General features: G+C 72.3%; 26 protein-coding genes and 3 pseudogenes. 11 read left to right on the top strand and 18 right to left on the bottom strand.

Annotation, left to right across the window (positions count from 1 at the left end; translation table 11 throughout):
• The first annotated feature begins 24 nt into the window (after positions 1–24).
• Entirely contained in the window at positions 25–651 is a 627-nt protein-coding gene (locus tag JWP64_RS08495) for a hemolysin III family protein (protein WP_297494272.1), read from the top strand.
• Positions 652–700: 49 nt separating this feature from the next.
• Here JWP64_RS08495 and JWP64_RS08500 read toward each other — a convergent pair whose 3' ends face one another.
• The 4 genes from JWP64_RS08500 to mca all read right to left on the bottom strand — a co-directional run bounded on the left by JWP64_RS08500 (position 701) and on the right by mca (position 4,699).
• Positions 701–1,303, bottom strand: a complete 603-nt coding sequence (locus JWP64_RS08500) for a hypothetical protein (RefSeq protein ID WP_297494274.1) — start codon at positions 1,301–1,303, stop codon at positions 701–703.
• A 91-nt stretch (positions 1,304–1,394) separates the two neighbouring features.
• Positions 1,395–3,407 carry a thioredoxin domain-containing protein gene (locus tag JWP64_RS08505; RefSeq protein WP_297494225.1) on the bottom strand — a complete coding sequence of 671 codons (2,013 nt, stop codon included), beginning with the start codon at positions 3,405–3,407 and terminating at the stop codon, positions 1,395–1,397.
• 37 nt (positions 3,408–3,444) lie between these two features.
• On the bottom strand, positions 3,445–3,702 hold the full coding sequence (locus tag JWP64_RS08510) for a hypothetical protein (RefSeq protein ID WP_297494276.1): 258 nt from the start codon (positions 3,700–3,702) through the stop codon (positions 3,445–3,447).
• Between the two features lie 88 nt (positions 3,703–3,790).
• Positions 3,791–4,699 carry a mycothiol conjugate amidase Mca gene (gene mca, locus JWP64_RS08515; protein WP_297494227.1) on the bottom strand — a complete coding sequence of 303 codons (909 nt, stop codon included), beginning with the start codon at positions 4,697–4,699 and terminating at the stop codon, positions 3,791–3,793.
• Positions 4,700–5,176: 477 nt separating this feature from the next.
• Here mca and greA point away from each other — a divergent pair, with 477 nt between their 5' ends.
• Positions 5,177–5,662, top strand: coding sequence for a transcription elongation factor GreA (greA, locus tag JWP64_RS08520; protein ID WP_297494230.1), 486 nt, complete (start codon positions 5,177–5,179; stop codon positions 5,660–5,662).
• Between the two features lie 14 nt (positions 5,663–5,676).
• On the opposite strand, the gene ilvA is transcribed toward greA, so the two are convergent.
• Positions 5,677–6,924, bottom strand: coding sequence for a threonine ammonia-lyase (gene ilvA / locus JWP64_RS08525; protein ID WP_297494233.1), 1,248 nt, complete (start codon positions 6,922–6,924; stop codon positions 5,677–5,679).
• Positions 6,925–7,004: 80 nt separating this feature from the next.
• On the opposite strand from ilvA, the gene JWP64_RS08530 reads away from it, so the two are divergent.
• Complete coding sequence (locus JWP64_RS08530) at positions 7,005–7,229, top strand: hypothetical protein (protein WP_297494234.1); 225 nt, start codon at positions 7,005–7,007, stop codon at positions 7,227–7,229.
• Positions 7,230–7,259: 30 nt separating this feature from the next.
• On the opposite strand, the gene JWP64_RS08535 is transcribed toward JWP64_RS08530, so the two are convergent.
• Positions 7,260–8,399, bottom strand: coding sequence for a cystathionine gamma-synthase (locus JWP64_RS08535; RefSeq protein ID WP_297494236.1), 1,140 nt, complete (start codon positions 8,397–8,399; stop codon positions 7,260–7,262).
• 86 nt (positions 8,400–8,485) lie between these two features.
• The gene (locus tag JWP64_RS08540) at positions 8,486–9,847 is read right to left on the bottom strand and encodes a cystathionine beta-synthase (protein ID WP_297494238.1); all 1,362 of its coding nucleotides are present in this window, start codon (positions 9,845–9,847) and stop codon (positions 8,486–8,488) included.
• 406 nt (positions 9,848–10,253) lie between these two features.
• Here JWP64_RS08540 and shbA point away from each other — a divergent pair, with 406 nt between their 5' ends.
• The gene (shbA, locus tag JWP64_RS08545) at positions 10,254–10,967 is read left to right on the top strand and encodes an RNA polymerase sigma factor ShbA (protein WP_297494240.1); all 714 of its coding nucleotides are present in this window, start codon (positions 10,254–10,256) and stop codon (positions 10,965–10,967) included.
• Positions 10,968–11,019: 52 nt separating this feature from the next.
• Here shbA and JWP64_RS08550 read toward each other — a convergent pair whose 3' ends face one another.
• A complete protein-coding gene (locus JWP64_RS08550) occupies positions 11,020–11,475 on the bottom strand; it encodes a pyridoxamine 5'-phosphate oxidase family protein (protein ID WP_297494242.1) in 456 nt (151 codons plus the stop codon).
• Between the two features lie 64 nt (positions 11,476–11,539).
• Positions 11,540–12,322, bottom strand: a complete 783-nt coding sequence (locus tag JWP64_RS08555; protein ID WP_297494244.1) for a hypothetical protein — start codon at positions 12,320–12,322, stop codon at positions 11,540–11,542.
• Between the two features lie 916 nt (positions 12,323–13,238).
• Here JWP64_RS08555 and JWP64_RS08560 point away from each other — a divergent pair.
• Positions 13,239–14,468, top strand: coding sequence for an acetyl-CoA C-acetyltransferase (locus JWP64_RS08560; protein WP_297494246.1), 1,230 nt, complete (start codon positions 13,239–13,241; stop codon positions 14,466–14,468).
• 58 nt (positions 14,469–14,526) lie between these two features.
• On the opposite strand, the gene JWP64_RS08565 is transcribed toward JWP64_RS08560, so the two are convergent.
• The 3 genes from JWP64_RS08565 to tatA form a co-directional block, all read right to left on the bottom strand.
• Positions 14,527–15,348, bottom strand: coding sequence for a Bax inhibitor-1/YccA family protein (locus JWP64_RS08565; RefSeq protein WP_297494248.1), 822 nt, complete (start codon positions 15,346–15,348; stop codon positions 14,527–14,529).
• 142 nt (positions 15,349–15,490) lie between these two features.
• Positions 15,491–15,922 carry a hypothetical protein gene (locus JWP64_RS08570; protein WP_297494250.1) on the bottom strand — a complete coding sequence of 144 codons (432 nt, stop codon included), beginning with the start codon at positions 15,920–15,922 and terminating at the stop codon, positions 15,491–15,493.
• Positions 15,923–16,229: 307 nt separating this feature from the next.
• Entirely contained in the window at positions 16,230–16,460 is a 231-nt protein-coding gene (tatA, locus tag JWP64_RS08575) for a Sec-independent protein translocase subunit TatA (RefSeq protein WP_297494252.1), read from the bottom strand.
• A gap of 182 nt (positions 16,461–16,642) precedes the next feature.
• On the opposite strand from tatA, the gene JWP64_RS08580 reads away from it, so the two are divergent.
• On the top strand, positions 16,643–16,861 hold the full coding sequence (locus JWP64_RS08580) for a hypothetical protein (protein ID WP_297494254.1): 219 nt from the start codon (positions 16,643–16,645) through the stop codon (positions 16,859–16,861).
• Positions 16,862–17,088: 227 nt separating this feature from the next.
• Positions 17,089–18,753, top strand: coding sequence for an FAD-binding dehydrogenase (locus tag JWP64_RS08585; RefSeq protein ID WP_297494256.1), 1,665 nt, complete (start codon positions 17,089–17,091; stop codon positions 18,751–18,753).
• Positions 18,754–18,837: 84 nt separating this feature from the next.
• Here the strand turns inward: JWP64_RS08585 and JWP64_RS08590 are convergent, their stop codons facing one another.
• On the bottom strand, positions 18,838–19,230 hold the full coding sequence (locus JWP64_RS08590) for an ATP-binding protein (RefSeq protein ID WP_297494258.1): 393 nt from the start codon (positions 19,228–19,230) through the stop codon (positions 18,838–18,840).
• A gap of 131 nt (positions 19,231–19,361) precedes the next feature.
• Between JWP64_RS08590 and JWP64_RS08595 the strand changes: the two genes are divergently transcribed.
• Positions 19,362–19,826 (top strand): group II truncated hemoglobin, encoded by a 465-nt coding sequence (locus JWP64_RS08595; protein ID WP_297494260.1) that lies wholly within the window; start codon positions 19,362–19,364, stop codon positions 19,824–19,826.
• A 285-nt stretch (positions 19,827–20,111) separates the two neighbouring features.
• On the opposite strand, the gene JWP64_RS08600 is transcribed toward JWP64_RS08595, so the two are convergent.
• Both JWP64_RS08600 and JWP64_RS08605 read right to left on the bottom strand, forming a co-directional pair.
• Positions 20,112–20,513, bottom strand: coding sequence for a VOC family protein (locus tag JWP64_RS08600; RefSeq protein WP_297494262.1), 402 nt, complete (start codon positions 20,511–20,513; stop codon positions 20,112–20,114).
• Positions 20,514–20,523: 10 nt separating this feature from the next.
• On the bottom strand, positions 20,524–20,952 hold the full coding sequence (locus tag JWP64_RS08605; RefSeq protein ID WP_297494278.1) for a helix-turn-helix transcriptional regulator: 429 nt from the start codon (positions 20,950–20,952) through the stop codon (positions 20,524–20,526).
• Between the two features lie 81 nt (positions 20,953–21,033).
• Between JWP64_RS08605 and JWP64_RS08610 the strand changes: the two genes are divergently transcribed.
• Positions 21,034–21,366: an antibiotic biosynthesis monooxygenase gene (locus JWP64_RS08610; protein WP_297494264.1), complete on the top strand. Its 333-nt coding sequence runs from the start codon at positions 21,034–21,036 to the stop codon at positions 21,364–21,366.
• A gap of 60 nt (positions 21,367–21,426) precedes the next feature.
• Here the strand turns inward: JWP64_RS08610 and JWP64_RS08615 are convergent.
• Positions 21,427–21,636: pseudogene (locus tag JWP64_RS08615) on the bottom strand (YdeI/OmpD-associated family protein); the annotation flags it as partial.
• 303 nt (positions 21,637–21,939) lie between these two features.
• Between JWP64_RS08615 and JWP64_RS08620 the strand changes: the two are divergent.
• Complete coding sequence (locus tag JWP64_RS08620; protein ID WP_297494266.1) at positions 21,940–22,800, top strand: alpha/beta hydrolase; 861 nt, start codon at positions 21,940–21,942, stop codon at positions 22,798–22,800.
• 282 nt (positions 22,801–23,082) lie between these two features.
• Here the strand turns inward: JWP64_RS08620 and JWP64_RS08625 are convergent, their stop codons facing one another.
• Together JWP64_RS08625 and JWP64_RS08630 are read right to left on the bottom strand one after the other, a co-directional pair.
• A complete protein-coding gene (locus tag JWP64_RS08625) occupies positions 23,083–23,406 on the bottom strand; it encodes a hypothetical protein (RefSeq protein WP_297494280.1) in 324 nt (107 codons plus the stop codon).
• Between the two features lie 82 nt (positions 23,407–23,488).
• Positions 23,489–23,824: pseudogene (locus JWP64_RS08630) on the bottom strand (SDR family oxidoreductase); the annotation flags it as partial.
• A gap of 356 nt (positions 23,825–24,180) precedes the next feature.
• Here JWP64_RS08630 and JWP64_RS08635 point away from each other — a divergent pair.
• A pseudogene (locus tag JWP64_RS08635) lies at positions 24,181–24,452 on the top strand (cyclase family protein); the annotation flags it as partial.

A 24,452-nucleotide genomic window follows, 5' to 3' on the forward strand; every position in this document is an offset into this window, starting at 1 on the left:
CCGGGCGCGCCCCTGAAGCCTCGCATGCGGGGCTGGATCCACTTCTGGTCGCTCGTCGCCTCCGTGGCCGCCTGCGCCGTGCTGATCACGCTGTCCGCCGCGCTGGTCGGCGGCTGGGCGGTGCTTGCGATCAGCATCTACAGCGTGTCGATACTCGGGCTGTTCGGGACGAGCGCGCTCTACCACCGGCGCACCTGGAAGTCCCCGCGCAGCAAGCTCGTCATGCGCCGTCTCGACCATTCGATGATCTTCGTGTTCATCGCCGGGACGTACACCCCGTTCGCCATGCTCGCGATGCCCGCGGCCACCGCACGCTGGGTCCTCGCCGTGGCCTGGGGCGGCGCTTTGGCCGGGGTGGTCCTGAAGGTCGCCTGGCCGCACGCCCCGCCGTGGGTCGGCGTGCCCATCTACATCGCGCTGGGCTGGATCGCGGTGTTCGTCCTGCCGGACCTGCTGCACAACGGCGGGGTGGCCGCGCTGGTCCTGCTGCTGGTCGGCGGGGCGCTCTACACGGTCGGCGCGGTGTTCTACGCCACGCGCTGGCCGAACCCGTGGCCGCGCACGTTCGGCTTCCACGAGTTCTTCCACGCCGCCACCGCGCTGGCCGCGATCTGCCACCAGCTCGCGATCTGGTTCGTCCTCTTCGGCTGAGCCCGTCCCGGACGGGTACGGCGCGGGCGCCCGGTGGCGCCCGCGTGCCTCACTCTCCGGTCGGGCCCTTCGCCCGCAGTTCGTCGACCTTCGCCATCGCCTCGCGCAGGTCCGCGAGCCACTCGTCGGCGTGCTCGCCGACCAGCCTCACCGCCCAGGCCAGCGCGTCCGACCGGGACCGCGCGACCCCCGAGTCCACGAGCGTGTCCAGCACGATCCGCTCCGGCTGCCGCAGGCGCGTCATCACCGGCACCGACGCGGTGGTGAACAGCTCCTCCGTGTCCCCGATCCGCGCGCCCCAGGCGACCTTGCGCTGGTAGCGGTGCTCCGCCTGGTTGGCGATGTCCATCCGCTCCTCACGGGTCTGCTCCCGGAAGCGGGAGATCCGGCCCGCGGCCGCGGCGGCCCGCTCGGCCCGGCCCGCGTCGGAGTCGGCGAACTCGCCCTCGACGGGCGGGAGCTCGCCGACGATCAGGATCTCCTCCCGGTCGACCGTCACGTCCGGCGCCCCGACGAACCAGCCTTCCGGCAGCCTGCCCTGCAGCCACGCCGCAGCGTCGTCCGCGCTGGGCAGGTCGGACTGCTGCCAGCCGCCCCGGCCCTGGCCACGACCGCCTCCACGCCCGCCCGCTCCAGGCCATCCCCTGTGCATCCGCCCCGACATCACGCCTCCTCGTTGCTCGTGATTACGAGATTACGCTGCAACAAGGCGATCGTGCCACGCGTTCGTACAGGGAAGATCCCTAGCGGGCGAGCTGGGCGGCGAGGTCGGTGGGGGTGGTGGCGGGGAGGTCGCAGACGAAGCCCCGGCAGACGTAAGCGGCCGGGCGGCTGCCGATCAGGGGACGACCGGCGAGCAGCGGGACTCCCGCCGCGTCCGGCTCCCCCGGCACGACGACGGCCCCGCCGGGCGCGAGCAGCCGGGCCTGGGCGAGCAGCGCCTCCCGCTCCGGATCCCCCACCGGCCCGACGAGCGCGACCTGCAGCGGTCCGGACACCATCGCCTCGGCGGCGGTCAGCCAGTGCCCCGCGAACCGCGGGTGCTTGCCCGCGATCCCGCCGACGGTCGCCAGCCCCGCCTCCGCCGCCTCCCGGTAGCGCGCACCTGCCTCCGGCTCGGCCAGCACGGACGCCGTGAGGAGTGCGTTGCACAGCGCGGACGCTCCCGACGGGGTGGCGTTGTCGGTGAACTCGCGGGGGCGGTGCAGCAAGGCCTCGGCGTCGTCCGCCGTGTCGAAGAACGTGCCCGGCCGGTCCGCGAACCGGGCGAGCGCGAGGTCCAGGATTCGCGTGGCCGCGGCGAGCCGCTCCGGGTCGCCGGTGGCCTGGTGCAGGGCGAGCAGCGCGTCCGCCAGGTAGGCGTGGTCCTCCAGCACCCCGGCCGCCGTGCCGACCGTGCCGTCCCGCGACGAGCGCCGCACCCGCCCCTCGACGACGTGCAGGTCCAGCAGCAGGTCCGCCGCGGCACCGGCGGCGACGACCCAGTCCAGCCGGCCGAACGCGGCACCGGCCTCCGCCAGAGCCTGGATCGCCATGCCGTTCCAGGCGGTGATCACCTTGTCGTCCCGGCCGGGCTGCGGCCGGGTGGAGCGCGCCGCGAACAGCACCGTGCGGAGGCGCTCCCAGCGCTCCGGGTCGTCCGGGTCCGCCGGCAGCTGCAGGGTCGAGGAGCCGTGCTCGAACGTGCCCTGCGCGGTGACCTCGAACAGCTCGGCCGCCCAGGCCGCGTCCGCCGGGGTCAGGACCTCGGCGAGCTGCGCGGGCGTCCACGCGTAGGTGAGGCCCTCGACGCCGTTCGTGTCCGCGTCGAGCGCGGAGGCGAAGCCGCCCTCGGCGGTGCGCAGGTCCCGGAGCAGGAACTCCGCGGTCTCCTCGGCGACCCGCCTGGCCAGCGGCGACCGGGTGCGCCGCGCGAGATGGGCGTACACCCGCAGCAGCAGGGCGTTGTCGTAGAGCATCTTCTCGAAGTGCGGCACGACCCACTGCACGTCGACGCTGTAACGGGCGAAACCTCCGCCGAGCTGGTCGTAGATGCCGCCGCGGGCCATCCGCTCGCAGGTGAGCTCGACGAGCCGGAGGGCCGGGGCGGACCCGGTGCGCTCGTAGTGGCGGAGCAGGAACTCGAGCACCATCGACGGCGGGAACTTGGGCGCGCCGCCGAAGCCGCCGAACGTCGCGTCGACGTCGCCGGCGAGCGTGGCGACCGCGTCGTCCAGCACCGACTCCCCGACGACCGCGCTCGGCAGCTCCGCCGTCGCCGAGCCCGCCAGGCGGGACGCGATGTCCGCGGCCGCGCCACGCACCCGCTCGCCGTCCTCGGTCCAGGCGCGGGTGACGGCGTCGAGCAGCTGCCGGAAGCCGGGCATGCCGTGCCGCGAGGTGGGCGGGTAGTAGGTGCCGCAGTGGAACGGCTCGCCGATCGGGGTGAGGAAGCAGGTCATCGGCCAGCCGCCCTGGCCGGTCATCGCCTGGGTGGCGGCCATGTAGACGGCGTCGATGTCCGGGCGTTCCTCGCGGTCCACCTTGATCGCGACGAAGTTCGCGTTGACCTCGGCCGCCGTCGCCGGGTCCTCGAACGACTCGTGCGCCATGACGTGACACCAGTGGCAGGCCGCGTAGCCGACCGACAGCATGATCGGCACGTCCCGGCGCTGCGCCTCGGCGAACGCCTCGTCCGACCACTCCCACCAGTCGATGGGGTTGTCGGCGTGCTGGAGCAGGTACGGGCTGGTGGCCAGGGAGAGCCGGTTGGACATGCGGCCCAGCCTCGCAGAGGCCGCGGCCGCCCGCGCCTCAGGACGAGGAGCGTTCCTCGTCCGATCCGGGCTGCTTCTCCCCCGCGGTCCGCTCGAAGGACTCCGGCAGCTTCTTGATCCGCTTGCTCATCGACCGGATCAGGACGGCCGTCGCGATCGCCAGCAGGATGACGACGACGAGCGCGACCGGCGACGCCTTGCCGAAATCCTCGCCCTGCGGCGGCGGAGGGGGATCCTGCGCGGGTACCGCGGCCACCGCCGCAGCGGGATCGACCGCCCCCAGCTGGACCAGCATCTCCGCCACTGCCCGTCACCCCTCGAGAGAACCGCTCGCCCCCGTACGGGACGAGCGCCTTCAAACTACGCGGATGTTCCCGCGCCGGTCATCCGGCCTTGAGCTCCGCCGGCGTCCGCAGACCCGCGAACAGGTCGTCCTCCGGGGTGGGGCTGTCCACCAGCGAGCGGACGAGCTCGTAGTCCTCGGTGGGCCACACCTCGCGCTGCACGTCCAGCGGGGTGAAGAACCAGCGGCTCGTGGGGTCGATCTGGGTGGCGTGCGCCTTGAGCGCCTCGTCCCGGACCTCGAAGTACTCCCCGCACTCCACCTTCGTGGTGACCCGGAGGCCGGGGTCCGGCCGGTCGTCCTTCCAGTTGTCCAGCCACGCCTGGTAGGGCGACTCCAGGCCGCGGGCCTTCAACGCCTCGCTGAACGCGACCAGCCGGGCCTTGGAGAAGCCGTGGGAGTAGTAGAGTTTCAGCGGCTGCCAGGGCTCGCCGGCGTCGGGGAAGCTGTCCGGGTCCGGCGCCGCGTCGAACGCCGCCACCGACACCTCATGGGTGCGGATGTGGTCCGGGTGCGGGTAGCCGCCGTTCTCGTCGTAGGTGACGATCACGTGCGGCCGGAACTCGCGGACCAGCCGGACCAGCGCCTCGGTGGGCTCCTCCAGCGGGACGAGCGCGAAGCAGCCCTCCGGCAGCGGCGGCAGCGGGTCGCCCTCGGGCAGGCCCGAGTCCACGAAGCCCAGCCAGCGGTGCTGCACGCCGAGGATCTCCGCGGCCCGCGCCATCTCCGCCTGGCGGACCGCGGGCATGTTCTGCAGCACGTCCGGACGGTCCATGGCGGGGTTCAGGATGCTGCCGCGCTCGCCACCGGTGCAGGTGACGACCATGACCTCGGCACCCTCGGCGACGTAGCGGGCGCTGCTGGCGGCGCCCTTGCTCGACTCGTCGTCCGGGTGGGCGTGCACCGTCATCAGCCGTAGCGGCTCGCGGCTCGGGTCTGGGGAGGTCATGGGGCGACCGCGGTCCTTCCGTCTTCGTCAGGTGGTGCGGGCCGCGTCCGGCCCGCACGTCGGAGGAATCGTGGCAGAGCGGCCCGACACTCTCGCGCGACCGCCTGCCACACCTCGTCGAAAGGCCCAACGCCGCCGGGCCCCGGGCTCTTCCCGGGGCCGCTCGGTGAGCGGTGCCCACGGCCGGGCGACCGCTGCCGCCTCGCCCGGCGGACGGTCCGGGCCGGCCGGTTCCGCACCTCTTCCGCAGGGCTCCCACCTGCGCCGATGCCCACCTGGGGAACTTCAGCGCGCCTCCGGCCGTTCGTCGAAGGACCGCGACGAGCGGCACGCTCCGTGTTAGGCTGAGGCGCACACGGCCCGCAGGCGGGTCGTGTTTTTCCTTACTCGGGGGCTTGCCGCCCGACGACGGCCCGAACTGTGCGGGCAACCGGATCCGCACTGTGCGGTTCCGGACGTGCTGGAGGAGTGATGAGCGTGACGGAGACTCAGGTGACCTGGCTCACCCAGGATGCCTTCGACCGGCTCAAGACGGAGCTGGACGAGCTGATCGCGAATCGGCCGGTCATCGCCGCGGAGATCAACGCCCGTCGCGAGGAGGGCGACCTCAAGGAGAACGGCGGCTACCACGCCGCGCGTGAGGAGCAGGGCCAGCAGGAGGGCCGGATCCGGCAGCTCCAGGAGCTGCTGCGCACCGCGCACGTCGGCACCTCCCCGACGAGCGCGAACGAGGCCGCCCCCGGCACCGTGCTCACCATCCGGTACGACGACGACGACACCGAGAAGGTGCTGCTCGGCTCCCGCGAGGAGGGCAGCCACGGCGACCTGCAGGTCATCTCGCCGAACTCCCCGCTCGGCGCCGCGCTGCTCGGGGCGAAGGCCGGCGAGGACCGCTCGTACCCGCTCCCGGACGGCGGCAGCATGAAGGTCACGCTGGTCGAGATCCAGCCGTACACCGGCTGACCCGGAGCTGACCGCTACCGGTCCGGGCCGCCGACCGCCGTCACCCGGTGGCCGGCTTCCCGCAGCGCCTCGACGAGGTCGCGGCAGTGCTCGGGCCCGCGCGTCTCCAGGCTGAGCGCGACGTCGACGTCCCCCATCGGGACGGTGCCGCTGATCCGCGAGTGCTCGATGTCGATCACGTTCGCGCCCAGCCTGGCCACCTGTCGCAGCAGCTCGGCCAGCGCACCGGGCCGGTCCCCCACCCGGACCCGCAGCGACAGGTAGCGCGCCGCGGAGGCCATGCCGTGCTGGATCACGTGCAGCAGCACCAGCGGATCGACGTTGCCCCCGGAGAGCACCGCCACGGCCGGGGTCTCCCAGCGCCGCGGCTCGCCGAGCAGCGCCGCGATCGGTGCGGCGCCCGCCGGCTCCACCAGCAGTTTCGCCCGTTCCAGGCAGTGCAGCAGGGCCCGGGACAGCGCGTCCTCGCCGACCGTCACGAACTCGTCGACCAGCGCCGCGACCTGCCGGTAGGTGATCTCCCCGGGCATGCCGACCGCGATGCCGTCGGCGATCGTGCGCATCGAGTCCAGCGGGGTGGGCTCGCCCCTGTCCAGGGACGCCGGCCACGCCGCCGCGCCCGCGGCCTGCACCCCGACCACGCGCACGTCCGGCCGCTCGGCCTTGATCGCGGCCGCCACGCCGCCGAGCAGCCCGCCGCCGCCGGTGGCGATCAACACCGTCCGCACGTCCGGCACCTGCTCCAGGATCTCCAGCCCGACGGTGCCCTGGCCGGCGATGACATCGGGGTGGTCGAACGGGTGGATCAGCACCGCACCGGTGCGCTCCGCGAACTCCCGGGCCGCCGCGAGGCTCTGCTCGATCGTCTCCCCCACCAGCTCGACGGCCGCCCCGTAGCCGCGCGTCGCGTGGACCTTCGGGATCGCGGCACGTTCGGGCATGAAGACCGTCGCGTCGATGCCGAGCAGCCGGGCGGCGAGCGCGACGCCCTGCGCGTGGTTGCCCGCGCTGGCGGCGACGACGCCGGACCGGCACTGCTCCTCCGGCAGCCGGGCCAGCCGGGTGTAGGCGCCGCGGATCTTGAACGAACCGGTGCGCTGCAGGTTCTCGCACTTGAGCCACACCGGGCCGCCGGTCAGGTCGGTCAGCGCGCGCGAGTGGTGCACCGGGGTCTTCCGGATGACACCGCCGAGCAGGGCGGAGGCGGACCGGATGTCGTCGAGTCCCACCGGGAACGCGGTGTCGGTGCGAGGGTCGGCCATGGCACCACTCTCGCACCGACCCCGGTAGCCTCGGACCCGGCGGGTCGGCACAGAGGTCCCCGCCGCCACGGGGAGGTCGGATGACGCGGGTGCGGGCTGTCGCCCAGTTGCTGGCCGCGGCCGTCATGGCGGGCATCGCGGTCGCCACCGTGCAGCAGGCCGGCTGCGACTCGCCGGGCCGCTACGAGTACCGGGACGGCGCCTACCTGCTGGTCGGCGGCTGCGTCCAGCCCGGGGACCTCGCGGTCCCCTCGCCGCCGGACCCGCAGCCGACGACCGTTCCGCCGGTCCCGTCCCGCAGCTGATCCTCGGGCGCGCGCCCGGGGAGCAGCAGATCAGGCCTCGAGCGCCTGACGCAGGTCCTCCAGCAGGTCCTCGACGTCCTCGATCCCCACGGACAGCCGCACCAGCGAGTCCGGCACCTCGAGCGCCGAGCCCGCGACGGACGCGTGCGTCATCTGGTGCGGGTGCTCGATCAGGGACTCGACACCGCCGAGGGACTCCGCGAGCGTGAACAGCTTCGTGGACGCGCAGACCTTCAGTGCCGCCTCCTTGCCGCCCTCGACCAGGAACGACACCATCCCGCCGAAGCGCCGCATCTGCTTCGCCGCGACCTCGTGTCCGGGGTGCTCGGGCAGGCCCGGGTAGAGCACCTTCGCCACGGCCGAGTGCGCGGACAGCATCTCGACGACGCGTTCCGCGTTGTCGCTGTGCCGCTCCATCCGCACGGCGAGGGTCTTCGCGCCGCGCAGCGTCAGCCACGCGTCGAAGGGCCCGGGGACCGAGCCGACGGAGTTCTGCAGGATGCCGATCCGCTCGGCGAGCGCGTCGTCGTCGCAGATCAGGGCACCGCCGACGACGTCCGAGTGGCCACCGACGTACTTGGTGGTGGAGTGCAGGACGACGTCCGCCCCCAGCGCGAGGGGGGACTGCAGGTACGGCGAGGCGAACGTGTTGTCCACGACGAGCGTCGTGTGGTGGGCGTGCGCGGCCTGTGCCAGCGCGGCGATGTCCGCGATCCCCAGCAACGGGTTCGTGGGCGTCTCGCACCAGATCGCCTTGGTCGTCGGCCGGATCACCGAGCGGAGCGCGTCGAGGTCACCGAGGTCGGCGGCGCTGTACTCGACGCCCCACTGGGTGAGGACCTTGTCGACGAGCCGGAACGTGCCCCCGTACGCGTCGTGCGGGATGACGAGGTGGTCACCCGGCTTGAGCAGGACCCGCAGCAGCACGTCCGAGGCGCCCATGCCGGAGCCGAACGCGTACGCGTGCCGGCCGCCCTCCAGCGCGGCGAGACACTCCTGCAGTGCGGTCCGGGTGGGGTTGGCGCTGCGCGAGTACTCGTACCCGCCGCGGAGCCCACCGACCCCGTCCTGGGCGAACGTGGAGCTCGGGTGGATCGGCACGGTGACGGCCCCGGTGGCCGGGTCCGGCTCCTGACCTGCGTGGATGGCGCGCGTGGAGAAACCCTGCATGACTCGACGCTACGCGGGGGAGTTCGCGCAGCTCAGCCGGGGTTGTGCGCGTGGAACCTCGTTAGAACGAGGTTCCACACACACGGTCAGCCGAGGAACGCGAGCACGTCGGAGCGGGTGACGACCCCCGCGGGCTTCCCGTCCTCCAGCACGAGGGCGGCGTCCGCGGTGGCGAAGGCGCTCATCGCGGTGGCGAGCGGCTCGCCGGCGCCGAGCGTCGGCAGCGGCGCGGACATGTGCTTGTCCAGCCGGTCCAGGAGCTGCGCGCGGTTGGTGAACAGCGCGTCGAGGATGTCCCGCTCGACGACCGACCCGACGACCTCCGCGGCCATCACCGGCGGCTCCGCCCGGACGACCGGCATCTGCGACACGTGGAACTCGCGCAGGTAGTGCACGGCGTCCGCGACCGTCTCGTTCGGGTGCGCGTGCACCAGGTCCGGCATGGTGCCGTCCTTGCGCCGCAGCACGTCCCCGACGGTGGCGCCCTCGGTCGGCGGGAGGAAGCCGTAGCTGGCCATCCAGGCGTCGTTGAAGACCTTGCCGAGGTAGCCGCGACCGCCGTCGGGCAGCAGGGTGACGATCACGGAGTCCTTCGGTGCGGTCGCCGCGACCCGCAGCGCCGCGACCACGGCCATCCCGCACGAGCCGCCGACGAGCAGCGCCTCCTCGCGGGCCAGTGTGCGCGTCATGTGGAAGGAGTCCGCGTCGCTGACGGCCAGGATCTCGTCGCACACGTCCTTGTCGTAGGTCGTCGGCCAGAAGTCCTCGCCGACGCCCTCCACCAGGTAGGGCCGCCCGCTACCGCCGCTGTAGACCGAACCCTCGGGGTCCGCGCCGATCACCTGCACGCGGCCGTCCGAGACCTCCTTGAGGTAGCGCCCGATCCCGCTGATGGTGCCGCCGGTGCCGATCCCCGCCACGAAGTGCGTGATCTTCCCGTCGGTCTGCTCCCAGATCTCCGGGCCCGTCGTCGCGTAGTGCGACGCCGGGTTCTCCTTGTTCGCGTACTGGTTCGGCTTCCACGCGCCGTCGATCTCGGAGACGAGCCGGTCCGACGTCCGGTAGTAGGAGTCCGGATGCTCCGGCTCCACCGCCGTCGGGCAGACGACGACCTCGGCGCCGTAGGCCTTGAGCACGTTGCGCTTGTCCTCGCCCACCTTGTCCGGGCAGACGAACACGCACCTGTAGCCCTTGCGCTGGGCGACCATCGCCAGCCCGACGCCGGTGTTCCCGGACGTCGGCTCGACGATCGTGCCGCCGGGCCTCAGCTCCCCCGACGCCTCCGCCGCCTCGATCATGCGCAGCGCGATGCGGTCCTTCACGCTGCCGCCGGGGTTCATGTATTCGACCTTGGCGAGGACGAGCGGCTCGAGCCCCTCGGCCACCCGGCCCAGGCGGACGAGCGGGGTGTTCCCGACGAGGTCGGCGATGTGCTCGGCGTAGCGCATGGGCCCATGCTGCCATCCGCGCCGGGGCGGGCGGGCGGCACGGCAGGCGTCAGCAGGGCGCGCGGTAGGGGCGTCCGGGAGGAACCGCTCCCACTCGGCGGGGTCACCGGTCCCCCCGCCGTGCGGGAGACGACGGGGCGTGTCTGGACGGATGCGTACAGGTTACCCGGAACGGGTGTCATCGACCGGCTTCCGTCGTGAATCCGGTCTAGTCTCCTCGTGTTCGGGGTCGGCGTACTCCGGTCGGGGGGCACACCGACCACTCACCCGATCTCGTCCGTCCTCGCGTCGGCATCCCCGAACGCGCCGCGGGCCCGCTCCCTACCTGCGGGACGGTGACCTCCGGGCGCCGGGACTGCTCGTCGGCTCCCCCGTGCCCGCGCGAGAGGAAGAGGTGGCACCGCGGGTGCTCGGTGAGCATGATCCGGACCCGTCCGACCCGGACCCGCCCGCGGAGGCCCCGGCCGGTCCGGTCCCGGTCGACCCGGCCCCGTCCGAGGCGGCCTCCACCCCGGCCGACCTGCCCGGATCCGACCAGGCGCCGGCCGTCGCCTCCCCCACGGACGCCGAGCTCACCACCCTCGCCCGCGCCGCCGGCGCCGGGGACCGGGCCGCCATCGACCAGCTGCTCCGCCGGTGTTCGCCTCTACTCGTCCGCTACTGCCGGGCCCGGCTGGGCGGCCGGGGGGTCGGGCTGCAGTCCGCCGAGGACGTCGCGCAGGACGTCGCGTTCGCGATCTGCCGGGCCCTGCCGCGGTTCCGGGAGATCGACTCCCCGTTCATGGCGTTCGCGTACGGGATCGCCCGCAACAAGGTCGTCGATGCCTTCCGCTCGGCCGGCCGGGACCGTTCCGACCCGACGGACGAGGTGCCCGAGCGGGTGGACGTCACGGGCGGCCCCGAGCAGCAGGTCCTCGGTTCCTCGGCGTTCGGGGACCTGATGGCGCTCGTGGACCGCCTGCCGGAGCAACAGCGGGAGATCGTCACGCTCCGGGTGATCGGCCAGCTCACCGCCGAGGAGACCGCGCAGGCCGTGGGCTCGACGCCGGGGGCCGTGCGGGTGGCCCAGCACCGCGCGCTGCAGAAGCTGCGGAAGTGGCTGGAGGAGGGGTCCGGGTAGCCGCTCGGCCTACCCGGTGCATCCGTCCGCTACGGCAAGGTTGCAGGGAGCCTCAGGCGCGCTCGATCCGGCGCACTCCCGCGCCTTCGCGCCAGAACTCGACCCGCAACGCCGTGCCCTCCTCGTTCAGCCCGGTCACCACCACCTCGGTGAGGTCCGCGCGGAACCCGTCGCCCCGGATCTCGCCGTCGAGCGGACCGGTCCACTCCGCGAGCCCCGCCACCTTCGCGTCGCCCGTCCACTGCGCCGGGGTGTCCTCGGGCGGGTCGACGGACGCGCAGTGCAACGCGAACCGCGGGTCCCGCCGGAGGTCCGCCCCCTTCCGGGAGCCGCCCATGGAGCCGAACGTGAGCTCGCCGTCCGCGAACTCGCACTCGATGCCGCTGATCCGGGGCGAGCCGTCCGCCCGCAGCGTGGCGATCGTCTTGTGCTTGTGGGCGTCGAGGGTCCGGCGGACGCGGGCGGCGAACTCCGGCTCGTCGGCCTCGATCTGCTTCCAGGAGGTCATGATGACCACCGTCCCGCACTCCCCTGACAGAACTCGTCAGGGTTTCCCGCGGCACCTCAGCGCGTCACCGCGGTGGCCCGCTCCCACCACGAACGCTCGGGATCCGTACGGACCACGGAGATCGAGTAGGGCGGCCGCGTCGACGACCGTCCGGGCGGGCGGGTCGTTCTTCTCCGGGAACCCGCCGTTGGTCTCGCCTCCCTCCGGGTACCGGGTCCCACTGCTCCCCCGAGTAGCTGAACAGCTCGAGGCCCCCGGCGAGCGGGGCGTTCGCGGCGGCCGAGCCGGTCCGCAGCGCGACGGTGACCGTTCGCGCCGGATCCTTGTTGAACAGCAGGACGGAGAGGCGGCCGTCGGGCCGGCGGAGGACGTAGGCGGTGACCATCGGGTGCCCGTCGGCCGAGCGCAGGTCGGTCGTGGCGGCGTGCGCGTCGTGGCGGCCGTCGCCGGTCCGGATCCACGGCCCGGTCACCAGCTGCGAGGCGTGCAGGGTCGCGACGGGCCGGATCTCGAAGTCGTCGTGGTACTGGTACAGCATGAGGTTGCCCCACGTGTCGCACGGCTTGCCCTCGTCCCCCTGGAAGACCCAGTTCGGTTCGAGCCCGTAGAAGTAGCTCGCGTCGCCGCCGAGGGCCAGGAACTGGGCCGCGGTCTCGGCGTTCACGATCGACCCCGGCATCTCGAGCTCCACCTGCCCCGCGAAGGACGAGTAGCCGTACTCGGTGATCACCTTGGGGACCTCGGGCGGCAGCCCCGCCGCCTCCTGGCGGCGCACGATGTCGGCGAGCAGGGTCGGGTGCTGGGCCAGCGGTACCGCGGGGTCGACGACCTTCTGCGCGCGTCCCACCTGCCGGTACAGCTCGGCGTAGTGCTCCGGTTCGGCGAGCTGCCCGTCCGGCTCCTCCCCATCTCGGCTTGCTCGACGGGGAAGCCGCGCCCCCGCAGGTAGCGCAGCAGCGCGGCGTCCTCCGGGATCCCGTAGAGCACCGGGACCGAACCATCATCGGGCGGCCGCCGGTGAGCCCGCTGGCGAAGGTCCGCTCGAAGCTGGCGTGCTCGTAGTTCGGGTCCAGGTCCGACGCGCGGTGCCACGGGTCGGTCGACGACGTGTACATCCTGGTCTGCTGCTGGGACGGCACGTGCTCGACGTGGTCGACGAGGCCGCCGGCCCCGCTGTGACCCGCGGAGATCTCGCGGACGGCGACCCCGAGGCCTTCGCGGACGTCGGTGGAGCCCGGGGCGGCGGTGCCGGAGCCGCTCCGCATGAGGATCCGGATCTGCTGGGCCTCGATCGGCGCCCCGGCCACCCGGAGGGTCTGCGTGCCCGGCGTGCACCCCGCTGGGAAGTCCTTCCAGCCACCGCCTCGGCGGGGTGGATGGCGTCCGCGCCGGTCCAGTACTGGACACGGAAGCTCGTGGCGTACGGGGCCGCCCAGGTGATCCGCACGGTATCGACCGGGAGCGCCGGCGGGAGCGTGATCATGATCCACTGAGCGAGGTCCGAGTCCCCGGGGGCGGGGAAGGGAGCGTTCAGGTCCGGGGGGAACCACAACCGGTCGATCCGGTCATAAGGGCGGATCGTTATCGAAACATCACCCGGCGTCGACGAGATGGCCTCCCCACACTACGAAAGGTCCTCTGCACCCACCGCCCGGACCAGCACGGTGCGACAGTGTGTAGCAGTCCGGCCCGGTGCCCGGTCGGGACGTTCCGTACCGATGGGTAACGTCACGGACGACAACCTTTCGATCCAAGGAGCAGCGATGCCCGAGGCAGTGATCGTCGCAGCGGCCCGGTCCCCGATCGGCCGGGCCCGCAAGGGTTCCCTGGCCGAGATGCGGCCGGACGACCTGACGGCCCAGATGGTGCGCGCCGCCCTGGACCAGGTCCCCCAGCTCGCCCCGTCCGAGATCGACGACCTGATGCTCGGCTGCGGCCTGCCCGGCGGCGAGCAGGGCCACAACCTGGGGCGCATCGTCGCCGTCCTCCTCGGCTACGACACGCTGCCCGGGACCACGATCACCCGGTACTGCTCCTCGTCGGTGCAGACCACCCGGATGGCCCTGCACGCCATCAAGGCCGGCGAGGGCGACGTGTTCATCTCCGCCGGCGTCGAGGCCGTGTCCCGGTTCGTCAAGGGCAACTCCGACTCGCTGCCGGACACGCACAACCCGCTCTTCGCCGACGCCGAGGCCCGCACGGTCGCCACCGCCGAGTCCGGGAGCGACACCTGGACGGACCCGCGCCAGGACGGCCTGCTGCCCGACGCCTACATCGCAATGGGCCAGACGGCGGAGAACCTCGCCCGGGTGAAGGGCGTCACCCGCGAGGACATGGACCGCTTCGGCGTCCGCTCGCAGAACCTGGCCGAGAAGGCGATCGCCGACGGCTTCTTCGCCCGCGAGATCACCCCGGTCACCCTGCCCGACGGCAGCGTCGCGGACACCGACGACGGCCCGCGCGCCGGCGTCACCTACGACGCGGTCTCGCAGCTCAAGCCGGTGTTCCGGCCCGACGGGCTGATCACCGCCGGCAACTGCTGCCCGCTCAACGACGGCGCCGCCGCCCTGGTGATCATGTCCGACGCCAAGGCGAAGGACCTGGGCATCACCCCGCTCGCCCGCGTCATCTCCACCGGCGTCACCGGGCTCTCCCCGGAGATCATGGGCCTCGGCCCCGTCGAGGCGTCGCGTCAGGCGCTGAAGCGGGCCGGCATGACCATCGACGACGTCGACCTCGTCGAGATCAACGAGGCCTTCGCCGCGCAGGTCATCCCGTCCGCCCGGGACCTCGGCATCGACCCGTTCGACGACGACAAGCTCAACGTCCACGGCGGCGCCATCGCCGTCGGGCACCCGTTCGGTATGACCGGCGCCCGGATCACCACGACCCTGCTCAACGGCCTGCGCAGCCGGGACAAGAGCATCGGCCTGGAGACCATGTGCGTCGGCGGCGGCCAGGGCATGGCCCTGGTGGTCGAGCGCCTGAGCTGACCCTGCACACGAAACGGCCCCTCCCGGAGCGGGAGGGGCCGTCGTCGTGCGGGAGTGCCTACTCCTGCCGCAGGTAGCTGAGCAGGCGCAGGATCTCGACGTAGAGCCAGACCAGCGTGGTCATCAGGCCGAAGGCGATGTACCAGGCGAATTTCGCCGGGGCACCCCCCTTGACCGCGCGGTCCGCCATGTCGAAGTCCAGCAGCAGGCTGAATGCTGCGACACCGATGCAGACGATGCTGAACAGGTATGCCAGCGGCGACCCGTCCCGCAGGCCGAGCCCGCCGGTCGTGAAGAAGCTCATGACCAGGTTGGCCAGCATCAGGATCACGACGCCGATGGAGAAGCCCATCAGCCATTTCGTGAACTTGGGCGTCACCCGGACCGCGCCGGTCTTGTAGACCACCAGCATGCCGACGAACACGCCGGCCGTGCCGATGACGGCCTGCAGGCCGATGCCCTCGAAGTTCGTGCCCGAGAACTCGAGCAGGCCGGTGATGCCGCCGAGCGCGATGCCCATCGCGATCGAGTAGGTCATCACCAGGGCGGCGTTGCTGCTCTGCTTGAAGATGACGATCAGCGAGACGACGAAGCCGACGATGAACGCCGGCAGCGCCAGGAAGTACGCGCCGCTGATCGCGGTCAGGACCCCGGCGACGAGGGCGGCACCCGCGGTGATCGCGGTCTTCTGCACGACGTCGTCGATCGTGATCGGGCGCTCACCGGACCCGGCGCGCCCGTATCCGACCTGCGCGGCCCGGGCGTCGGCATAGGCGGCGCCGCCGCCCATGAGACCACCGCCCTGGCGGTCGAACGAGGCGTAGCCGCCACCCTGTCCACCGGACAGGTTGCGGAACGCCGGGTTGCTGCTGGTGCGCACCTGGGTCCTCCTCGAACTACTCGGTGGTGCGAGCTTTCACTGGGAGAACGCGCAGTGGGGCCGCGTCGTTCCCGCTCGGGTAAAGACGACTTTACTCACCTCGGCGGACGAGGCGGACGACGCGCGCGAGCCCCGTCCCCGATCACGCCGCGGCCGGGCCCTCGTACGGCGGGTCGAGGGCGATCCCGGCCTCCTCGATCGCGGCCTCGGTGAGCAACCGGGCGTACGGCCGCTCCCCCGGAGGCGCCTCCGCGAGCGAGGACCCGACGTCGGCCGCCCGGCACACGTCGAGCAGGACGTCGTCGTACGCGGCGAGCAGCGCGACCCGCCGGACCTGCGTGGGCGGTCCGGGGCCCCGGACCTCGGCGCGGAGCCGTCGCAGGTCCGCCACCAGGGATTCGAGCGACGGACCGACGGGCTGCGGGCCGCGGCGACGGCGCAGCGAAGCGGCACCGACGAGAAGGTCGAAGAGCGCAGGTCCCAACCGCACCGCGGCCCAGAGGAAGAGCGTCGGTGCGACGGCGATCCCCAGGTACGTCAGCACGCCGAGCAGGAGGGGACGGTCACCCGCCACCGGGCGAGGGTAGCGCTCGTCACCCGGCGCCGCGCCCTCCGCACGGGACGAGAACCCCTATGGGCGGGTGAGGTGTCCTCCGTCACAGACCCGGCCGGATCATGGCCGCGATCGACCTGCTGAACCGCACGAAGAACCCGACCGACGCCGACATCGACGCGATCGAGAGGGTCTGCCGTTGCGGCAGCTACTTCGGCGTCCGCGAGGCGATCAAGAGCGCCGCCACGAAGACGTGGTCCCCCGCGCACGAGGACGGGCCGGCACCCGAGGGTGCCGGCCCGTCCTGCCGCCGTGCGGGCGGCGGGAGTCACGGGGTGCGGGGGGCCTCCGCGACGGCCGGCAGCACGGCCGTGGGCGTGTACTCCCGCTCCGGGGCGGGCGCCGCCGCGGGCTCGTCCCGCAGGCCCTTCATCTCGCCCTTGAAGATCCGGGCGGACTGCCCGACGGAGCGCGCCATGGTGGGCAGCCGCTTCGCGCCGAACAGCAGGAGCACCACCCCCACGAGGATGACGATCTCCCACCCACCGAGGTTCGGCATGTCAGCTTTCCTCTCGCCCGGGCCGCACCGCCGCGACCCTCGTACCCGGTACAACGAGCGCGCGTCCGCGGAGTGACTCGTTTCGGCCGGTCAGGGCGTGTTCCGGGAGCGCGATCACCGCGACGTCGCTACGCTCGCGGCCGGTCGCCACCCGGCGGCCCGGGCGAGAGGTGACGACGGCGATGTGGGCTTTCCTGTCCAAGCGGTTGCGGATGTGGCTGATCCTGGCGGTCGCGGCGCCGGTGGTCGGCTGGCTGCTCGGCAAGGTCGGTGACCTGATCGAGAAGCGCAGGGGCCCCAACGCCGTCAGCCGGACCCTGCACCAGGGCCGGGGCTGGCTGCAGCGCCGCACCAAGGGCCCGCTCTCCGCGAAGCCGGACTCCGAACGCCCCGCGCGGTAGCGCTCTCGCCTGCCGCGCCGCTGCCGACCCCCCGGCGGGTCCTCCTGAGCGACCTTTGCCCTGCGCACACCGGCGCGCCCCCACCGGCGATCGTCATTCGCGACCCGGCTCCGGCCACGGATGGCCGCAGAGGGGTCGTCGGCGGTGATCACAAGTTCTTGAACGAACTCACGGGTGACGGTGGGCCGCACCGGTGCCGGAGTGGGACGAAACGGACAGGAGACGGCATGGACGCCGACGTCATCGTGGTCGGGGCGGGGCTCACCGGCCTCGTCGCCACCGCTGAGCTCGTCGCCGCGGGCAAGCGCGTGCTCCTCCTCGACCAGGAGCGGGAGGCGAGCCTCGGCGGCCAGGCGTTCTGGTCCTTCGGCGGCCTCTTCCTCGTCGACTCCCCCGAGCAGCGGCGCATGGGCATCAAGGACTCCCCCGAGCTCGCCCTGCAGGACTGGCTGGGCAGCGCGGAGTTCGACCGCGGCGTCGACGACCCGGCAGGCGAGGACTTCTGGGCGCGCCAGTGGGCCACCGCCTACGTCCACTTCGCCGCCGGCGAGAAGCGGAGCTGGCTGCACGGCCTGGGCGTCCGCTGGTTCCCGCTGGTCGGCTGGGCCGAGCGCGGCGGCTACCTCGCCGACGGGCACGGCAACTCCGTCCCCCGTTTCCACGTCACCTGGGGCACCGGCCCCGGCCTCGTCGAACCGTTCGCGAGGAAGGTCCGCGACGGCGAGCGCGCCGGCCTCGTCGATCTCCGGTTCCGCCATCGGGTCGATGCGCTGACCAGCACGAACGGCGTGATCGACGGGGTCACGGGCGCGGTCCTGGAGCCCAGCGCGGCCGCCCGCGGGGAGGCCGGCTCACGCACGGAGACCGGGACGTTCGAGCTGCGCGCACAGGCGGTCGTCGTCACCTCCGGCGGCATCGGCGCGAACCACGACCTCGTCCGCGCGAACTGGCCGGAGCGGCTCGGCGCCCCGCCCGAGCACATGATCACCGGTGTCCCCGCGCACGTCGACGGCCGGATGCTCGGCATCACCGAGGCCGCCGGCGGGCGGGTCGTGAACCGGGACCGGATGTGGCACTACGTCGAGGGCATCCGGAACTGGGACCCCATCTGGGAGCGGCACGGCATCCGGATCCTGCCCGGCCCGTCGTCGATCTGGCTCGACGGCGCCGGGCGCCGGCTGCCCGCCCCGAACTTCCCCGGCTTCGACACCCTCGGGACGCTGAAGACGCTGCGCCACACCGGGTTCGACCACTCCTGGTTCATCCTCACCCAGAGGATCATCGAGAAGGAGTTCGCGCTCTCCGGCTCGGAGCAGAACCCGGACCTGACCGGCAAGGACGTCCGCGCGACGCTCGGCCGGATCCGCCCCGGGGCGCCCGCCCCCGTCGAGGCGTTCAAGGAGCGCGGCGAGGACTTCGTGGTCGCCGGGACGCTCGCCGAGCTCGTCGACGGGATGAACAAGATCTCGCCCGAGGCGCCGCTGGACCTGGCGACGATCGAGCGCCAGATCGTCGCGCGGGACCGCGAGATGGACAACGCGTTCACCAAGGACCTGCAAATCATGTCCATCCACAACGCCCGGCGATACCGGGGGGACAGGCTCGGCCGCACCGCTGCCCCGCACCGGATCCTGGACCCGAAGGCTGGCCCGCTGATCGCGGTGAAACTGCACGTGCTGACCCGGAAGACCCTCGGCGGCCTGCAGACCGACCTCTCCGGCCGGGTGCTCGACGCCACCGGGACGCCGGTCCCCGGGCTGTTCGCCGCCGGAGAGGTCGCCGGGTTCGGGGGCGGAGGCGTGCACGGATACCGCTCGCTCGAGGGCACCTTCCTCGGTGGCTGCCTGTTCTCCGGACGGGCCGCGGGCCGCGGCGCCGCGCTCGCGCTCTGACGCCTGTCCTGCGTGCCGATCCGCGCGGGTCCCGGTCCTTCCGCGCGGCTCCGGCCACGCGCGGAACCGCCCGAACGCGAGCGGTCAGGCCGCCGGAAGCTCGGCCCAGAGCGTCTTCGCGGACTCGTCGCGGTCCAGGCCCCAGCTGGCCAGCGCGGCGACGAGGACGAGGCCGCGGCCGCGGTACGGACCGAGACGCGATCGGCCGACGACCGGGAGCCGGGCGGGGCTGCCGTCGTCGACCTCGATGCGGAGCACCTCCCCGCCGACGCTGACCCGCAGCCGGCGCGGCGCCGCCGCGTGCTCGATCGCGTTCGTGACGAGCTCGGTGCAGACGAGCTCGACGTCCTCGACGAGCTCCGGAGCGACGTCGGACAGGAGCTCCCGCAGTTCGGCCCGCACGAGCGGGAGGCAGCTCTCGTCGCCGATGGCCACGGCGACCCGTGCCACGGGTGCGGTGATGGCCGGATCGTGCACTCGCCCTCCCTCGGTTGGACGGGCCCGCATGCTGCCGACCGTCACCGGGCTGTACCCCGAGTGGCGGTACACGATGCACGGATCATCAATTTCGGTGAGCCGGACCGGCCGCATGATTACAGTGTTGCACTATGACGCCTCCTCCCAGCTTGATCGACTGGGCCGGCGGCCCGGCCGCCTTCCGCCGACTGATCGACGCGTTCTACGACCGGGTCGAGGCCGACGACCTGCTGAGCCCGCTCTTCCCCGGCGGCGTCCACGAGGAGCACCGCGCGCACGTCACGTCGTGGTGGGTCGAGGTGTTCGGCGGCCCGCCCGGGTACAGCGAGAAGCTCGGCGGCTACGAGCGCATGCTCGCCCATCACCGCGGCCTGAACATCACCCCCGAGCAGCGCTTCCGTTTCGCGACGCTGATGAGCCACGCCGCGGACGACGCCGGCCTCCCGGACGATCCCGAGTTCCGCGCCGCGTTCGTCGGCTACGTCGAGTGGGGCACCCGGCTCGCCCTGGCCAACTCCCGGGACGGCGCGGACGTCGTCGAGCAGGCACCCGTACCGCGCTGGGACTGGGGCGTCGCGCCGCCGTACCAGCCCTGAGCCCGACGACCCGACGTGGTGGACGGGGCTCGATCCCCGAAACCACGCCGTCGACCGTCCTGCGTCCGTCCGCCGCCGGGACGGTGCGCGGGGCCGTGAAGCCGGCGTCGGCGAGCAGGTCCAGGAGGTCGAGCTCCCAGGCCAGCGCCTCGGGCGAGCGACGGCTGCGCCGCGCGACCAGCCTGCCGTCGCCCCGGACCTCGACGATCTCGCTCCGGTGCCCGCCGGCCACCGTGCCCACGACGGCCAGGCCCGGCCACCCCCGCAGATCGACCACGTGGCCGATCAGGCCTGGTTGATCCGGATCATGTTGCCGGAGGGGTCGCGGAAGGCGCAGTCCCGCACGCCCCACGGCTGCGCCATCGGCTCCTGCAGCACCTCCGCGCCCGAGGCCCGGACCTTCTCGAAGGTGTCGTCGAGGTCGTCGGTCCGGAAGATCACCCCGTTGAGCGAGCCCTTGGTGAGGAGCCCGAGGAGGGCGTCGCCGTCGGCGGGCGAACGCCCGGCCTGCGGCTCGGCGAGGACGATCTCGATCTCCGGCTGTGACGGCGGCGAGAGCGTCACCCAGCGGAAACCCTCGTTGGCGATGTCGCTGCGCATCTGGAGGCCCAGGGCGTCGCGGTAGAAGCCCAGGGCCTTGTCGGGGTCGTGGACGAGGATGGTGGTGTGCGAGAGGGAGAGGTTCATGCCGGGAACGTTAGGGCGCACGGAGCCGCCGGGCTTCTCCGTTCCTGCTCGGTCTCGTGTGGACCTTGGCGACGCACGCGGGGACGACCGCGCCCGCGCTGTGGTCCCGCGCGCGGTAGGCCGTCGGGCTCTCGCCGACGAGTTCGGTGAACCGTGAGCTGAACGAGCCCAGCGAGGTACAGCCGACCTCCATGCAGACCTCGGTGACCGTGAGGTCGCCGCGCCGGAGCAGGGCCTTCGCCCGCTCGATCCGGCGCGTCATGAGGTAGCTGTACGGGGTCTCGCCGTACGCGGCGCGGAATCTACGGGAGAAGTGCGCGGGCGACATCAACGCGGCCCGGGCGAGGCTCGGGACGTCGAGCGGGCTCGCGTACTCGCGGTCCATGAGGTCCCGGGCACGGCGGAGGTGCGCGAGGTCCGCGAGCTCCTCCGGGGTCATCTCCGCAGCGTAACCCCGGTGCCCCCACCGATCACCCGAATACGGTGGCGGTGAGGACCGTCGACCGGCAAAGGTGACGCCGTGTTCGCCTCCACGCCCGAGCCGCCGTACGTCGCGATGATCTTCACGTCGCTCCGGTCCGACGGGGACCGCGGCTACTCCGCGATGGCCGATGCCATGGCCGCGCTGGCCCAGCAGCAGCCCGGCCACCTCGGGGTCGAGTCGGCGCGGGAGGACGTCGGCATCACGGTGTCGTACTGGCGGGACGAGCTTGCCGCCCGCGCCTGGAAGAGCGTCGCCGCGCACCTCGTGGCCCAGCGCCGCGGACGGGACGTCTGGTACTCGGACTACCGCGTCCGGGTGGCGCAGGTGCTGCGGGAGTACGGGCCGTCGACCTCGGAGCTCGACGGGTGAGCCCGGCCTACTCCTGACCTGCCAGCCGCGCGACCTCGCGGGCAGGACCCTCGCGCGTGCCTCCGGTGTGCGGGCCTTGAGCAGCGGCAGGATCACGGCGTACCGGTCGGATCGGCCCAGACGCTCGAAGGCGGCGTTCGCGAGGCCGTCCCCGGCCAGCGCGGCCGCGAGATCGGCCGGGACCGCCGCCGTGCGCTGCGACTCGTACGCCGCCGCCCACCGCCCGTCCGCCTTCGCGGCCTCGACCTCTGCGAGCCCGCGGGGCTGCATCCGTCCGGCGGCCGTGGGCGCCTCGGCCTTCGCCACGTTGACCTCCTGCGTCCGTGCATAGTCCGCGCGAGCCGTTCTTCCTGCCCACACCGAGTGTTGGTGGTGATCTCCTCGCGACGCGGGTGGAGCCCTGCCTCGGGCGTGCCGTGAGGAGATCACCACCCCGCCGCACTCCCTGATCTCCGAGCGGTGTCGGGTCCGGGCAGAGCCCGGGTTCTCGTGTGGTTCCTCTCGGTGCACGATCAGTCCTGGACCGCCGACGAGTCTGCCTGTGTGGAATGCAGTCGACCGAAGGATCTCGCAGTGACCACACGCATCGTCCGAATTGATGACCGGACCGAGCTGTACGTCGAGTCGATCGGCGACGACAGCGCACACCCGCTCCTGCTGCTCGGGGGCGCAACCTGGTCGAAGGATTGGTGGGATGACGAGCTGTGCGCGAGGTTCGTGTCCAGTGGCTATCGAGTGGTCCGTTTCGACCAACGCGACACCGGAGAGTCCACCGCGTACCCGACTGGTGAACCGGGCTACACCGGTGCGGACCTTGTCACCGACGCAGTCGCTGTCCTGGACCAGCTGGGCATCCAACGGGCGCACCTGGCCGGGCTGTCGATGGGCGGCGGCATCGCGCAGCAACTCGCCGCCCGGTATCGCGAGCGGGTCGCATCACTCACCCTGATCTCCACCAGCCCGACGGACCCTGCCATCGACGGCCTGCCCGGCCCGGCACCGGAGATCAGGCAACTGTTCACCGAGGAGGCCGCCGAACCCGACTGGACGGACCCGGCCGCGGTCATTGGCTACATCGTCGAGGGCGAACGTCCCTTCGCGGGCCCCGGCAACTTCGACGAGGATCGTCTGCACGCGATCGCTGCGCAGGTTGTCGACCGCACCGGGAACCTGCCGAGCATGATGACCAACCACTTCATCCTCGCCGACGGCGACGAAGCCCCCTACGCGCTGAGCGATCTCGCAGGCATTCCGACGCTCGTGGTCCACGGAACGGCCGATCCGATGTTCCCGCTCGACCACGGCAAGGCGCTCGCCGAGGCCATCCCCGGGGCCCGGCTCCTAGAGCTCGTCGACGTCGGCCACCAGCTCCCCCCGCCGCACACCTGGGACCGCTTGATCGCCGCGATGACAAAGCTCCGAGCGTCTGCGTAGTCGCGGGCCGCGGGACTCCTGCCCCTCGCTTGTGATCGGTCGCCACTTCGGTCGTGCCGGGCCGGGTACCCGGCCCGCGCCGCCGGAGGCGGCGCCCTTGACCCCCAGAATGGGTCTACTCGGCAGCTCCGATGACCCGTCGGCAGCGGATTCACAATGGAGCGCCGCCCAGGTCAGCATTGGGCTTCTGACCTGCAGGAACGCCGCCCACCTCGGTCCCCGGTCATGTCGGATTGCCACGCATTTGCCACAACCACCAGCGAGAGGATCTGTCGTGCCCGGTTACCGGGCCGTCTGGATCCAGTCCTGGTAGTGCGTGGGTGCCAGGTGTGCGTCCGGGCCTGCGGTGAGCACGTCGCCGGTGACGGCCGCGAACATGCCTGCATTGTCGTCGGTGATGACCGTCCGGTTGTCCTGCCGTGCCGCCAGGGTGACCCTGCCGAGTTCGTCGAGGGGGAAGACGTCCAGGCCGGCAACGTTGCGGATGCCCTGCAGTGGGGCGCCGGTGGAGACTTCGACGACCGCGTCGACGACGTCCGCGGCGGCGATCGGCTGAAGGCGGGTAGAGGGCAGGCGAACGGTGGTGTCGTCGGAGGTCTCGGACAAAGACCGCGTCCATAAACTCGAAGAACTGGGCGGCGCGCACGATGGAGTACGGCGTGGGCCCCTGGCGGAGCAGATCCTCCTGCAGGGTCTTGGCCCGGTAGTAGTCCAGCTGGGGCACCTGGTCCACGCCGACGATCGAGAGGATCACCTGGTGCAGGACACCGGCACTCTCCCCCGCGGCCAGCAGGTTGTTCACGGAGGTGCGGAAGAAGCCCACGGAGGCCTCGTCGAATGTCGGCGAGTTCGCCAGGTTGACCACGACCTCGGCGCCCTCCAGCGCCTGGTTCAGGCCCTTCCCCGTGATCAGGTCGACGCCGGTGGACAGTGCCGCGGGGACGGCCTCGTGTCCGGCTGCGGTCAGCTTCTGGACCACCTGCGAGCCGATCAGCCCGGTACCGCCGATGACTGCGAGCTTCATGGCTCTCACCTCTCACTGCATGCCACAGCCCCACCAAAAGATCACCCCGATGGGATTCGAGCCCACCGTGACCACTTTAAGGGGGGAATCGCCTTGCCCCGCCGATCACGGCCGTTGACCTGCGGTGATCGTGACGAGCGCCAATGCGCGCGACGAACTTCGGCGCGTATTCGGCGCGCAAGCCTGGCTAGGCCTGGGAGACTGCATCCAACGCGGTCCCACTGTCCGTGACCTGCGTTCACCCCCGGTAGGCCCAGCCGCAGGCTGACATGGAGGACGGCCCGCTGATCTAGTGTCATGCCAGTTCAGCGGGCCTTGGTGCCTCGAACCGCGTGACCGGAGGAGTCGATGCTGGGATGACGGCAGGGCGGCCGGTGCCCACACAGGACGACGTGCTCGGGTACTTCAGCACGCTGTCGAACTGGGGACGGTGGGGCGACGACGACGAGCTCGGCACTCTGAACCACATCACCGACGACGTCCGGCTGGCGGCGGCGCGGGCCGTGCGCCACGGCAGGAGCGTGTCGTGCGCATGGGAGGTTGCCGTACCGGAAGACATGGAGCGGTCGACGACGACGTGCCCGTGCGCCGCCGACATGCCGGGTGCCGAGGACATGCCGGTGCCCGG

Source organism: Pseudonocardia sp. (assembly GCF_025465255.1).
In the GTDB taxonomy this organism is placed as follows: Bacteria; Actinomycetota; Actinomycetes; order Mycobacteriales; family Pseudonocardiaceae; genus Pseudonocardia.

Bases quoted from the DNA above. Each gene is read 5' to 3' on its own strand.
- JWP64_RS08495 (WP_297494272.1), top strand. From the start codon at position 25: ATGCGGGGCTGGATCCACTTCTGGTCGCTCGTCGCCTCCGTGGCCGCC.
- JWP64_RS08500 (WP_297494274.1), bottom strand. From the start codon at position 1,303: ATGCACAGGGGATGGCCTGGAGCGGGCGGGCGTGGAGGCGGTCGTGGC.
- JWP64_RS08505 (WP_297494225.1), bottom strand. From the start codon at position 3,407: ATGTCCAACCGGCTCTCCCTGGCCACCAGCCCGTACCTGCTCCAGCAC.
- JWP64_RS08510 (WP_297494276.1), bottom strand. From the start codon at position 3,702: ATGCTGGTCCAGCTGGGGGCGGTCGATCCCGCTGCGGCGGTGGCCGCG.
- mca (WP_297494227.1), bottom strand. From the start codon at position 4,699: ATGACCTCCCCAGACCCGAGCCGCGAGCCGCTACGGCTGATGACGGTG.
- ilvA (WP_297494233.1), bottom strand. From the start codon at position 6,924: ATGGCCGACCCTCGCACCGACACCGCGTTCCCGGTGGGACTCGACGAC.
- JWP64_RS08530 (WP_297494234.1), top strand. From the start codon at position 7,005: ATGACGCGGGTGCGGGCTGTCGCCCAGTTGCTGGCCGCGGCCGTCATG.
- JWP64_RS08535 (WP_297494236.1), bottom strand. From the start codon at position 8,399: ATGCAGGGTTTCTCCACGCGCGCCATCCACGCAGGTCAGGAGCCGGAC.
- JWP64_RS08540 (WP_297494238.1), bottom strand. From the start codon at position 9,847: ATGCGCTACGCCGAGCACATCGCCGACCTCGTCGGGAACACCCCGCTC.
- JWP64_RS08550 (WP_297494242.1), bottom strand. From the start codon at position 11,475: ATGACCTCCTGGAAGCAGATCGAGGCCGACGAGCCGGAGTTCGCCGCC.
- JWP64_RS08560 (WP_297494246.1), top strand. From the start codon at position 13,239: ATGCCCGAGGCAGTGATCGTCGCAGCGGCCCGGTCCCCGATCGGCCGG.
- tatA (WP_297494252.1), bottom strand. From the start codon at position 16,460: ATGCCGAACCTCGGTGGGTGGGAGATCGTCATCCTCGTGGGGGTGGTG.
- JWP64_RS08580 (WP_297494254.1), top strand. From the start codon at position 16,643: ATGTGGGCTTTCCTGTCCAAGCGGTTGCGGATGTGGCTGATCCTGGCG.
- JWP64_RS08585 (WP_297494256.1), top strand. From the start codon at position 17,089: ATGGACGCCGACGTCATCGTGGTCGGGGCGGGGCTCACCGGCCTCGTC.
- JWP64_RS08595 (WP_297494260.1), top strand. From the start codon at position 19,362: ATGACGCCTCCTCCCAGCTTGATCGACTGGGCCGGCGGCCCGGCCGCC.
- JWP64_RS08600 (WP_297494262.1), bottom strand. From the start codon at position 20,513: ATGAACCTCTCCCTCTCGCACACCACCATCCTCGTCCACGACCCCGAC.
- JWP64_RS08605 (WP_297494278.1), bottom strand. From the start codon at position 20,952: ATGACCCCGGAGGAGCTCGCGGACCTCGCGCACCTCCGCCGTGCCCGG.